Annotated in this window: 1 protein-coding gene (cut by a window edge); it reads right to left on the bottom strand. The window is 69.3% G+C overall.

Features of this window, described 5'->3' with window-relative positions:
• Positions 1-13,639, bottom strand: partial view of a non-ribosomal peptide synthase/polyketide synthase gene (locus tag ACPCUW_RS20070; protein WP_423426426.1) — the start only. Its footprint begins 30,323 nt before the window's first position; 13,639 of the gene's 43,962 nt are visible here — the first part of the coding sequence; its start codon is at positions 13,637-13,639; its stop codon lies beyond the left edge, outside the window.

The following is a 13,639-nucleotide window of genomic DNA, read 5'->3' as shown; positions in this document are numbered from 1 at the left end:
GACGATCGGCCGGCAGTTCGATCTGCTCGGGCAGATCGCGCAATTGCTCGGACCAGTAGGCGATCTGGCGGGCGGCGACCGATTCCGGATCGTCCTCGGCGCCGAGCACCTCGCGCTGCCACAGCGCGTAGTCGGCGTACTGCACCGGCAGCGGCGCCCACTGCGGGGCCTCGCCGCGCGAGCGCTCGGAGTAGGCGGCGACCACATCGCGCAGCAGCGGGCGCAGCGAGAAGCCGTCCCCGGCGATGTGGTGCATGACCAGCACGACCACGTGGTCGCGCGGGCCGAGCTCGAGCAGGGTGGCCCGGAACGGGACCTCGGCGGTCACGTCGAAGAAGACGTTGACCAATTCCGCCACGCGCGAGGGCAATTCGCCGGCGTCCACCGATTCGACGGAGAGTTCGACACCGGCGGCGTGCGCGGATAGCACCCGCTGGTAACCGTCACCGGCCACCTCCGGGTACACGGTGCGCAGCGATTCGTGCCGCGCGACCACGTCACGCACGGCCGCGGCGAAAGCCTCGCGGTCCAGCGCGCCGGTCAGCCGGATCGCGACCGGGATGTTGTTCACCGCGGTGCGGTTGTCGAACCGGTTGAGGAACCACATACGCTGCTGGGCCGGGGAGAGCGGCACCAGCTGCGCGGTCTCACCGTCCGGCAGCGCGACGGGCTCGGGCCGCGGCTGGGCGGTCAGCGCGAGCCGCCCGCCCTGTCCCGCTTGGGTTTCCAGGCGCGCGGCCAGGGCCGCCACCGTGGAGGCCTCGAACAGGGTGCGGACCCCGACCTCGGTGTCGAGCGCCGCGCCCAGCCGGGCCGCGACCTGGGTGGCGAGCAGCGAGTTGCCGCCCAGTTCGAAGAAGTCGTCGTCCAGGCCCACCCGGTCCAGGCCGAGAATCTCAGCGATCACATCGGCGACGGACTGTTCCACCGAGGTGCTGGGCGCGCGGAACACCTTGGCCGCGAACGTCGGCGCCGGCAGCGCCTTGCGATCCAACTTGCCGGAGGCGTTGAGCGGGAAGCTGTCGAGCACCACGAAGGCCGCCGGCACCATGTACGCCGGAAGCTGTTCGGCCAGTGCGGATTTCACGGCATCCACCGCGATCTCGGCGCCCGGCGCGGCGATCAGGTAGGCGACCAGCTGATCGCCCGTGCGATCATCGGAGCGCACCACCACCACGGCCTGACCCACCGATGCGACGGCGGTCAGCGCGGATTCGATCTCACCCAGCTCGATACGCAGGCCGCGCACCTTCACCTGGAAGTCGGTGCGGCCCAGATACTCGAGCTCACCGGCCTCGGTCCAGACCACCAGGTCGCCGGTGCGGTACATGCGCGCACCGCCGCCGAAGGGATTGGCCACGAAGCGGTCCGCGGACAGATCCGGCCGGGCCACATATCCGCGCGCCAGCTGGGCGCCCGCGAGATACAGCTCACCCGCGACACCCACCGGAACCGGCTGCAGCCGCGCGTCCAGGACGTAGACCTGGGTGTTGAACACCGGCGCACCGATCGGCACCGACGCCACGTCCGCGTCGACGACCTCGTGATAGGTCACGTCGACCGCGGCTTCGGTCGGGCCGTAGAGATTGTGCAGGCGAGCGCCGGTCAGGCGGCGCAACTGCTGCGCGGTGGTGCCGGGCAGCGCCTCACCCGAGGCGAAGACGTTGCGCAGACCGGTGCATCCGGCCGCGGCCGGCTCGGCGACGAAGACCGCGAGCATGGACGGCACGAAGTGGGTGACCGTCACGCCCTCGCGCACGATGACCTCGGCGAGATAGGCCGGATCGCGATGGCCGTCCGGCCGGGCCACCACGAGGCGCGCGCCGACCTGCAAGGGCCAGAAGAACTCCCACACCGACACGTCGAAGGTGGCCGGGGTCTTCTGCAGCACCACATCGTCGGCGGCCAGGCCGTACTGGGCGTGCATCCACACCAGGCGGTTCACGATCGCGGTGTGCGGAACGGCCACGCCCTTCGGGCGGCCGGTGGAGCCGGAGGTGAAGATCACGTAGGCGGTATTGCCCGGACGCAGCGGCGCGGTCCGGTCGGCATCGGTGAGCGGCGCGTCCGAATATCCGGACAGCTCGAGCCGGTCGATACGCACCTCGGGCGCGATATCGCTTGCGGTGGAGACGTTTTCGCGCAGACCGGCACCCGAGGTCAAGACGCAGACCGGGCGGGCGGTGTCGAGGATGTAGTCGGTGCGCTCGGCCGGATGATCCGGATCCAGCGGCACGTAGGCGCCACCGGCGGCGGCCACGGCGTACATGCCGACCACCAGATCGATCGAGCGTCGCATACCGAGGGCGACCAGCGACTCGGGTCCGACGCCCTGGTCGACGAGCCAGCGGGCGAGCCGGCGCACACGGGCGGCGAACTCGGCGTAGGACAGACTCGTCCCCTCGAAGATCACCGCGGTCGCGTCCGGGGTGCGCGCGACCTGGGCCTCGAACAGCGAGACCAGCGTCGCGGCGGCATCGTCGGACACCGTCGGCAGGGCAGCGTCGATGGGGAATTCGGTGTCGTTCCAATGCCGCAGCACCAGAGCGTGTTCGGTGGCGTCGAGAATCGGCAGGGCGCCCACGGCGACCGACGGATCGGCGGCCACGGCCTGCAGCACGCGCAGGAAGCGACGGGCGAGCGATTCGGCGAACGCCTCGTCGAACAGATCGGTCGCGAAGACCAGCTCGGCGTCCATCGCGGCGTCCGCACCGGCACCGCCGGCGGCCCCGGCGCCGACCGGCCCCTCGCTCAACGTCAGCTGCAGGTCGAATTTCGCCGTCTGCGCGTCGATTCCGAGTTCGGCGACCGTCAGCCCGGGCAGTTCCAGGGCGGTGCGGCCGAGGTTCTGGAAGGACAGCATCACCTGGAACAGCGGGTGCCGGGCCTGCGAACGGGCCGGGTTGAGCACCTCGACCAGGCGCTCGAACGGCACGTCGGCGTGGGCGAAGGCCGACAGGTCGCGCTCGCGGACCTGGGCCAGCAGTTCGGTGAACCGCGCGCCCGGGTCGACCTGAGCGCGCAGGACCAGGGTGTTGACGAACATGCCGACCAGGTCGTCGAGGGCTCGCTCACCGCGACCGGCGACCGGAATACCGACAGCGATGTCGTCGGTGCCGCTCAACCGCGCCAACAGCGCGGCGAAGGCGCCGTGCACCACCATGAACAGCGTGCTCTGCTGTCCCTGGGCGACCCGGCTCAGCCCGTGGACGAGCTCACCCGGCACCCGGAAGCGGTAGGTCCCGGCCTCGTAGGTGGCCACGGCCGGCCGCGGGCGGGTCGACAGCCGCAATTCGTCGGGCAGGCCGTTGAGCGCGTTGTGCCAGTAACCGAGTTGTTCGGAGATGACCGACCGCGGATCGTCCTCCGAGCCGAGCGATTCCCGTTGCCACAGCGCGTAATCCGCGTACTGCACGGGCAGCGGCGCCCAGCCGGGCTCCGATCCCGCGGTGCGGGCCAGGTAGGCGGTCATCAGATCGCGCACCAGCGGAGTCATCGAGAAGCCGTCGGTGGCGATGTGGTGGACCACCACGACCAGCACGTGATCGGCCTCGCCGAGGCGGTACAGCCGCAACCGGGTCGGCGGCACCGCGGTCACGTCGAAACCGCGGCCGACGAATTCGGTCAGCGCGTCGAGCAGATCCGCCTCGGTCGTATCGACCACGTCGAGGTCGGGCACGGCGCGGGTCGAGGGCAGGATCTGCTGGTAGGCCAGGCCCTCGTGGGAGGGGTAGATCGTGCGCAGCGATTCGTGCCGGGCCACCACGTCCGCGATCGCGGTACGCAGCGCGTCGATATCGAGTTCGCCGGTCAGCCGCACGGCGGCCGGGATGTTGTTGGTCGCCGAATCGGTGTCGAAGCGGTTGAGGAACCACATCCGCTGCTGTGCCAGCGACAGCGGCGGGAACTCCGGGCGCGTGCGAGGCGTCAGCGCCTGGCGCACACCGGATCCCACCTGGGATTCGACGCGCGCGGCCAAGCCGGCCACCGTGGGCGCCTCGAAGACCGTGCGCACCCCGACCTCGGCGTTCAGGGCGGCGCTCAGCCGCGCCACCACCTGGGTGGCGATCAGCGAGTTGCCGCCCAGATCGAAGAAGTCGTCGTCCACACCGACCGGACGCTCGCTGGTGTCCAGGCCGAGCACGTCGGCGAAGGTCGCCGCGACGATCTCCTCGACCGGCGTGGACGGCGCCCGGAATTCGCGGGCCGCGAACACCGGCTCCGGCAGCGCGCGCCGGTCCAATTTGCCGTTCGGGTTCAGCGGCATCGCGTCGAGCGTGACGATCGCGGACGGAATCATGTACGACGGCAGCAGCTGCGCCAGATGTGCGCGCAGCCCCTCGAGGTCCACCACGCCGCCGGCCGGCACCACATAGGCGACGAGCTGATCGCCCAGGCGCGCGTCCGAACGCACCACCGCGACCGCCTGGGCCACGGATTCGTGTGCGACGAGGGCGGATTCGATCTCCCCGAGCTCGATGCGCAGACCGCGCACCTTCACCTGGAAGTCGGTGCGGCCCAGGTACACGATCGCACCGTCGGCGCCGCGGCGCACCAGGTCACCGGTGCGGTACATCCGGGAGCCGTAGTCGGCGAACGGATTCGCGACGAAGCGGTCGGCGGTCAGGTCGGCACGGCCGACATAACCGCGGGCCAGCTGATCGCCGGCCAGATACAGCTCACCCGCGACACCCGGCGGCACCGGATGCAGTCGCGCGTCCAGCACGTAGGCCTGCGCGTTCCACACCGGCAAACCGATCGGCACCGCGCCGCGGACGCCGTCGGCCACCCCGGCGTGGGTGGCGTGCACGGTGAATTCGGTGGGGCCGTACAGGTTGTACAGCTGTGCCGTGCCGACCCGCCGGAACGCCTCGACGGCATCGGAGGTGAAGGCCTCACCGGCGACGAACAACGCCCGCAGCGACGCCAGCGCGGAACTGTCGACCGCACCGGAGAAGACGGTGAGCATCGAGGGCACGAACGAGGTCATGGTGACCTGTTCGGCGGCGATCACATCGGCGAGATAGCGCGGATCGCGATGCCCGTCGGGGGTGGCCACGACCATCCGGCCACCGACCGACAGCGGGGCGAACAACTCCCACACCGAGACGTCGAAGGTGGCGGGCGTCTTGAACAGCACCGCATCGTCGGCGCCGATGCCGTATTCGCCGGTGATCCAGCGGATCTGGTTCACCACCGCGGAATGCGGGACGGTCACGCCCTTCGGGCGGCCGGTCGAGCCGGAGGTGAAGATCGTGTACGCCGGATTCGACGGACGCAACGGGGCGAGACGGTCCGCATCGGTCAGCGGCTCGTCGGAGTAGTCCGCGAGGTCGAGCTCGTCCAGGCACAGGACCGTACGATCACCGGCCTCGACGTCGGCCGCGTTCGCCGAGGTGGTCAGTACGCAGACCGGTTCGGCGGTTGCGAGGACGTAGCCGATGCGGTCGGCGGGCTGATCCAGGTCCAGCGGCACATAGCCGCCACCGGCCTCGAGCACCGCGTACATGGCGACCACCAGGTCCGTCGAGCGGCGCAGTCCCAGCGCCACCCGCGCCTCGGGGCCCACGCCCGCCTCGACCAGCCGCCGCGCCAACCGGCGCACGCGGGCCCCGAATTCGGCGTAGGTCAGGGTCTCGCCGGCCTCGCGGTCCACCACCGCGACCGCCTCCGCGTGGGTGCGGGCGGCCTCGGCGAACAGCTCGGGAAGCAGTGTCGCGGAACCGATCTCGCGCGAGGTGTAGTTCCACTCGCGCAGTTCCCGATCGGCCTCGAGCGCGTCGATCAGCGCGATGTCACCGATGGGGCGGTCCGGATCGGCCACCACCGCGGCCAGCACCCGGTCCAGGCGCTTGGCGAATCCGGCGATCGTCGGCTCGTCGAAAAGGTCGAGCGCATAGGAGAACTCGGCGGACATACCCGCCGCCGCCCCTTCGGCGTCCGGCGCCTCCTGCAGGGTGAGCTGCAGGTCGAATTTCGCCAGCCGGGCGTCGTAGTCGATGCCGTTGACCGACAGGCCGGGCAACTCCAGGCTGGCGTGGCGGATGTTCTGGAAGGCCAGCATCACCTGGAACAGCGGATGCCGGGCCTGCGAACGGGCCGGGTTGAGCACCTCGACCAGCCGCTCGAACGGCACGTCGGCATGGGCGAAGGCCTGCAGATCGGTATTGCGGGCCTGGGCCAGCAGTTCGGCGAAGGTCATTGCGCCGTCGACGTTCGTGCGCAACACCAGCGTGTTGACGAACATGCCGATCAGATCGTCGAGCGCGGCCTCACCGCGCCCGGCGACCGGGGTGCCGATCGCGATATCGGAGGTACCCGACAGCCGCGCCAGCAGGATCGCCAGCGCGCCGTGCACCACCATGAACGGCGAGGCGTTGTACCTGCGGCCGAGGTCGGCCAGTCGCCGCTGGGTTTCCGGCGAGATGACGAACGAATAGGTGCCACCGCGATACGTCGCGACCGCCGGGCGCGGCCGGTCGGCGGGCAGCACCAGTTCGTCGGGCAGATCGGCGAGTTCGCGGGTCCAGTACCGAATCTGGTTGGAGATCAACGAGTTCGGATCGTCCTCGGAACCCAGCACCTCGCGCTGCCACAGCGCGTAGTCGGCGTACTGCACCGGCAGTTCGGTCCAGGCCGGCTGCTCCCAGTTGGTACGCGCGGCGTAGGCGACCATCACGTCGCGGGCCAGCGGATGCATCGACCAGCCGTCGGCGGAGATGTGGTGCACCACCATGCCCAGCACGTACTCGGTCTCGCTGATCTCGAAGAGCCGGGCGTGCAACGGCACTTCGTTGGTCACGTCGAACGACATGGAGGCCAGTTCGACCAGGTGGTCGATGAGATTGTGCTCGGTCACCGGCACCGGGGTCAGGTCCGGCACGATCTGCGCGGCGTCGAGCACCACCTGCACCGGCGCACTGCCGGTCTCCGGGAACACCGTGCGCAGCGATTCGTGACGGTCGATCACGTCGATGACCGCGACCTGCAGCGCGGCCACGTCCAGTTCACCCGACAGCCGCATGGCGACCGGGATGTTGTTGACCGCCGAGGAGGTGTCGTAGCGGTTGAGGAACCACAGCCGCTGCTGTGCGAGCGACAACGGCACTTGTTCGGGGCGTTCCCGTGCCACCAGCGACTTGCGCGCACCGTCGCCCGCATGCGATTCCACTCGCGCGGCCAGCGCGGCCACGGTGCTCGCCTCGAACAGCATGCGCAACGGGACGCGAGTGTCGAGCGCGTTGCCCAAGCGCGAGGCCACCTGGGTGGCGATCAGCGAATTGCCGCCGAGGTCGAAGAAGTCGTCGTCCGCGCCGACCCGGGCCACGCCCAGAACCTCGCCGAAGGTCTGGGCGACGATCTCCTCGATCGGCGTTGCCGGAGTGCGGAATTCGCGCACCTCGAACACCGGCGCGGGCAACGCTTTGCGGTCCAGCTTGCCGGACGGGTTCAGCGGCAGCGCGTCGAGCACCACGATCGCCGAGGGCACCATGTACGCCGGCAGTCGCCGGTGCAGCGAAGCCTTGATGTTGTCGATGTCGACCGGGCCGGCCGGTGTGACCGCGTAACCGACGAGCTGATCACCGGCGACGGTGTCCAGGACGAGGACCACGGCCTGGTTCACCGCCGGATGCTCGGTGAGCGCGGCCTCGATCTCCCCGAGTTCGATGCGCTGACCGCGGAACTTCACCTGGAAGTCGGTGCGGCCGATGTATTCCAGCACGCCCGCGCGACCGACCTCGGGTGCGTCCGGTTCGGTCCAGCGGACCAGGTCACCGGTCCGGTACAGCCGTGATCCGGGCGGGCCGAACGGGTCGGCTACGAATCGATCGGCGGTCAGGTCGGGGCGGCCGTGATAGCCGCGCGCGACCTGCACCCCGCCGAGGTACAGCTCACCGGGCACCCCGACCGGAACGGGAGACAGACCCTGGTCGAGTACGTAGGCGCGCGTGTTCCACACCGGGCGGCCGATGGGCACCGTGGCGGGGGCGACGGTGTCCAGGTGCCATGCGGTCGCGTGCACGGTGAATTCGGTCGGGCCGTACAGGTTGTGCAGCGCGGCGGTGGAGAACTGCCGGAACGCGGTCACCGTCGCCGGCGGCAGCGCCTCTCCGGCGACGAGAACGGCACGCAGCGAGGCACATTCGGCCGGAACCGCGGCACCGACGAAGACCGACAGCATCGACGGCACGAACGACGTCATGGTGACCCGATGACGACCGATGATCTCCGACAGATACACCGGATCGCGATGCCCGTCCGGTGCCGCGATGAGCATCTTCGCACCGACCGCCAGCGTGCCGAACAACTCCCAGACCGACACGTCGAAGGTCACCGGGGTCTTCTGCAGCACCACATCGGCCGGCCCCATGCGGTATTGCGCGGTGATCCAGGCGATCTGGTTCACCACGGCGGCATGTGCGACCGCGACACCCTTCGGACGGCCGGTGGAGCCGGAGGTATAGAGCACGTATGCGGTATTGCTCGCCCGCAGCGGGGCGAGTCGATCGGCATCGCCGACCGGGGTCGGCGGATAGTCGTCCAGGTCGACGGTGTCGACCGCGATCACCGGGATGTCGCTCGCGGCGACCCCGTCGTCGGTGGTCGTCAGCAGGCAGACCGGGCCCGAGGAGGCCAGCACGTAGTCGGTGCGCTCGGCCGGATGGTCGGGGTCCAGGGGCACATACCCACCACCGGCGGTCATCACCGCGTAGATCGCGACGAGCATATCCACCGAACGCCGGATACCGACGCCGACCAGCGACTCCGGTCCCACGCCGAGGTCGATCAGCTTGCGAGCCAAACGATTGACGCGCGCGTCGAATTCGGCGTAGGTGAGCTCGATCTGCTCCCCGCCGTCCTCGCGCATGCCGCCGTCGAACAGCACGGCGAGCTCGTCGGGCCGCTGCCGAACCTGCTCGGCGAACAGATCCAGCACCGTCGGAGCCGAAACTCCGTGCGCGGTCTCGTTCCAGCCCGAGAGCACCGTGACCCGTTCGGCATCGTCGAGCAGATCGATCTCACGCACCGCCGTATCCGGGTGCGCGGCAACAGATTTCAGGATCCGCAGATAGCGTTCGGTGAATTCGGCGACGGTCGGCGCGTCGAACAGATCGGTGGCGTAGGAGACCTCCGCAACCATCCCGGCGGGCGCACCGGAGCCGGAACGCTCCTCGGTGATGGTCCACTGCAGGTCGAATTTGGCGATGTCGACGTCCAGTTCGTCGGCGGTCACCGACAATCCGGGCAGTTCCAACGTGGCGTGCGACATCTCCTGGAACGACAGCATCACCTGGAACAACGGATGCCGCGCCTGCGAGCGGGTCGGGTTCAGCACCTCGACCAGTCGTTCGAACGGCACGTTGACGTGCGCGAATCCGGCGAGGTCGACTTCCCGGGTCTGCGCCAGGAATTCGCTGAACGCGATGCTGCCCTCGACCTCGGAACGCAACACCAGCGTGTTGACGAACATGCCGATCAGGTCGTCGAGCGCCTGTTCACCGCGACCGGCGACCGGCGTGCCGACAGCGATATCGCTGGTACCCGACAACCGGGCCAGCAGAACGGCCAACGAGGCGTGCATGACCATGAACAAGCTGACGCCGTGGGCACGCGCCAGTTCGACCAATTGCCCATGCAATTCGGCGTCGATGGCGAAATCGACCCGGCGGCCGCGGAAGCTCTGCACCGGCGGCCGCGGGCGATCGGCGGGCAATTCCAGCTGATCCGGCAGACCGGCCAAAGCCTCTCGCCAGTACCCGATTTCGCGGGCGGCGATGGAATCCGGATCGGCCTCCGAACCGAGCAGTTCCCGCTGCCAGAGGCTGTAGTCCTGGTACTGGACCGGAAGCGGTGACCACGCGGGCGCCGAACCGGCCGCACGCGCCAGATATGCGGCCGCGACGTCGCGAGCCAGGGGACCGAAGGAGAATCCGTCCGCGGCGATGTGGTGAACGACGAAAGCGACCGCGAAGTCCCGCGTGCCATTGTCGTGGCCGGCGGAGATCTCGAATATCCGCACGCGGATCGGCAGTTCCCGAGACACATCGAATCCGGCGGACGCGAAGGCCGCCAGCGCATCGTGCAGATCCGCCGCGTCGATCGGCTCCACCTCGATACCGAGGTCGACCTGTTCGGCCGGAATAACGAACTGATAGCCGCCCGCGCCGGACTCGGGGAAGATGGTGCGCAGCGATTCCTGCCGCTCCACCACGTCGCGCAGCGCGGTCTGCAGCGCGTCGATGTCGACGGTGCCACTCAGCCGCACCACGAAGGGCAGGTTGTAGGTGGGTGCGGCGGGGTCGAACTGGTTGATGAACCACATCCGCTGCTGTGCCAGCGACAGCGGAACCCGGTCCGGGCGATGCTGCGCGACCAGCGGCGGACGCGCCGCGAATTCGCCGTCGGCGCCGTGTTCGGCCGCAGCGTCGGCCCGGGCCGCGATACCCGCCACGGTGGGCGTCTCGAACAGCGCGCGCACACCCAGCTGCACGCCGAAGGCGGCGGAGATGCGCGCGACGACCTGGGTCGCCACCAGCGAGTTGCCGCCGAGGTCGAAGAAGTTGTCGTCCACGCCGACCCGGGGCTGGCTCAGTACGTCGGCGAAGACGCCGGCGACGATCTCCTCGGCCTGCGTGCGGGGGGCGCGGTAACCGGTCGCATCGGCGCTGAACACGGGTTCGGGCAGCGCTTTGCGATCCAGCTTGCCGGAGGTGTTGAGCGGGAACGCGTCCAGCACCATGATCGCGGCGGGCACCATGTAGCTGGGCAGCTTCTCGGCCACGAACCGGGTGAGATCCGCCGAATCGATCGAATATCCCGGCGCCGGAACGACATACGCGACCAGCTGCTGACCGGTCGCGGTGTCGACCACCAGGACGACGGCCTGGCTGACCGCCGGATGGGCGAGCAGATCGGTTTCGATCTCGCCGAGCTCGATGCGCTGGCCGCGGAACTTGACCTGGAAGTCGGTACGGCCGATGTACTCCAGCACACCGGTCCCGTCGGCCTGCCGGCCCCAGCGCACCAGGTCACCGGTGCGGTACATGCGCTCGCCGGTGCTCGAGAAGGGATTGGCGACGAACCGATCCGAGGTCAGATCGGGCCGGCCGCGGTAGCCGCGGGCCAGCTGCCGTCCACCCAGATACAGCTCACCCGGGGCGCCGATCGCAGCCGGACGCAACCGCGAATCCAGCACGTAGACATCGACATTCCATTCCGGGATACCGATCGGGACCGTGGTGGTGTCGGCGGCGGTGGCCTCCCAGTAGGTCACCGAGACCGCAGCCTCGGTGGGGCCGTAGAGGTTGTGCAGGCCGGCGTCCGGGTTGATCGCCCGGAACATCGCGGCGGTCTCCGGCGGCAGCGCCTCACCGATGACGAAAACCGCACGCAGCGAATCACATTGACCCGCGCTGGCGTGCGAGGCGAAGACCGTCAGCATCGACGGCACGAAGTCGGTGACGGTCACCGCGTGCCGCTCGATCATCTGCGCGACGTAGACCGGATCGCGATGCCCGTCCGGATCGGCGACCACCAGTTTCGCGCCGACCATCAGCGGCAGGAAGTAACCCCACAGCGAGACGTCGAAGGTGGTGGCGGTCTTCTGGAGATAGACGTCGGCCTCGGTCAGGCCGTATTCGTGCAGCATCCACAGCTGCTGATTGACGATGGCGTGGTGGGTGACCGCGACGCCCTTGGGCCGGCCGGTCGAACCGGAGGTGTAGATGACGTAGGCGGTGTTGTCCGCGCGCAGCGGCGCGAGCCGGTCGGCGTCGGTGATCGGCGCATCGGACACACCGGTGGTGTCGAGCGTGTCGATCTGCACCTGCCGCACCGAATCCGGCAGGTCCACCTCGTCGGTGGAACTGGTCAGCACGCACACCGGGCCCGCGCTGTCGAGGATGTAGGCGGTGCGCTCGGCCGGATGATCCGGATCGATCGGCACGTACGCGCCACCGGCCTTCAGCACCGCGTGCATGCCGACGACCAGATCCAGCGAACGCCGCATGCCCAGTGCCACCAGCGATTCCGGGCCCACACCGTCGGCGATCAGGGTCCGCGCCAGGCGGTTGACCCGGGCGCCGAATTCGGCGTAGGTCAGCGTCTGCCCCTGGAAGTCGATGGCGGTCCGGCCGGGCGTGCGCGCGATCGCGGCGTCCAGCAGGGCCGGCAGCGTGGTGGTCGGCACCTCGTGGACGGAGCGGTTCCAGCCGGTGACGGTTTCGGCCCGCTCGACGGCCGTGGTGATCGGCAGACCCCACAGCCGCTCCTGCGCATCCGCCTGCAGGAACCGGTCGAAGAATTCGAGGAAGCGCGAATGATGGTGGCGCGCTTCGTCTTCGGTGTAGAGGTTCGGGTTGGTCTCGAAGTCGATCCGAGACCGCGCGCCGCCCTCGGTCTGATAGAAGTTGACGCCGAGATCCTCGATGGAACCGGTGGAGAGCACATGCAAGCGGCCCGGCGTGCTGCCGAGTACCAGCTCGTCCTGGAACAACATGATGTTGACCCAGGGGCCGAAGAACTCCTTGGTCACCACTCCGTCGCCGCTGCCCGATTCCCGGCCGGCGGCGGCACTGTCACGGCGAATGTCCTCGTGCCGGTACCGCTGGTGACGCAGCGCGCCCGACACCTCCACCTGCACCGACTTCAGCAGGTCGGTGACGGTGGTGTCGTGGCCGACGCGCAGGCGCAGCGGGACGATGTTCGAGGTGGCCCCGCCGGAACGCCGCATCACCGCGGTGGTGCGCGCAGTGACCGGAAGGCTCAGAATGACGTCCTCGGCGTCGGTCCACTGCGCCAGATAGGCGGCGAAACCCGCGATCAGCAGGGCGGCCGGCGAGGAGTCGTGGCGACGAACGGCCTCGGCGAGCAGGTCGTTGCGATCGTCGGACAGAGCGGCGCCGACCACGTCGTTCAGCGGGGCCGGGGCGGCATTGCGGCCGGTGAGGCTGGTGCCCTCCTCCAGACCGGCCACCCGCTCGGCCCAGTACTGCTTATCGCTCTCGAAGCGGGTGCTGTCGCGGTAGGCGAATTCGGATTCGACCAGGTCGCGCAGGTCGGAGGCCTTCAACGCGGCGGGCTCGACGCCGTTGCGATAGGCGGTGTAGCGCTCGGCGATCCGGTTGACCTGGTTCACCGCGCCGAAGCCGTCGAGCACGATGTGATGGGCACGCGAGTACCAGAACCAGCGGTCGTCGGTGAGCTGCAGGGCGGCCGAGCGGACCAGGCGGTCGGTGATGATGTTCAGCGGGCGGCCGTAGTCGGCGCGCATCCACTCGTGCGCGGCCGCTTCCGGATCGGCGGCATCGCGCAGATCGATGTGCTCGACGCCGTCGGTGTCGCCGAGGGTGTGATCGACGTACTGCAGCGGCTCGCCGTCGCGTTCGACGATGCGCACGAAACCGGAGCCCAGCTCGTGGGACGCATCCAGGCTGGCGCGCGAGAGCACCTCGACGTCGACGTCACCGTCCAGGTCGACGTACTGGGCGATCGTGATCGGCACCTGGGGGTCCAGGTGCTGGGCATACCAGATTCCGAGCTGCGCCGGCGACAGCGGGAACAGTTGATCCCCGGATACTGCCGCGGGCGTTACCTCGCCGCCAGCTTCGCCGTTTCCGCCGAAATCCAGCCGGTCCAA

The sequence above is a fragment of the Nocardia sp. AB354 genome (assembly GCF_049538315.1).
Classification (GTDB): domain Bacteria; phylum Actinomycetota; class Actinomycetes; order Mycobacteriales; family Mycobacteriaceae; genus Nocardia; species Nocardia nova.
The sequence above is the reverse complement of the archived record's forward strand: the minus strand, read 5'-3'. Positions and strand labels throughout refer to the sequence as shown.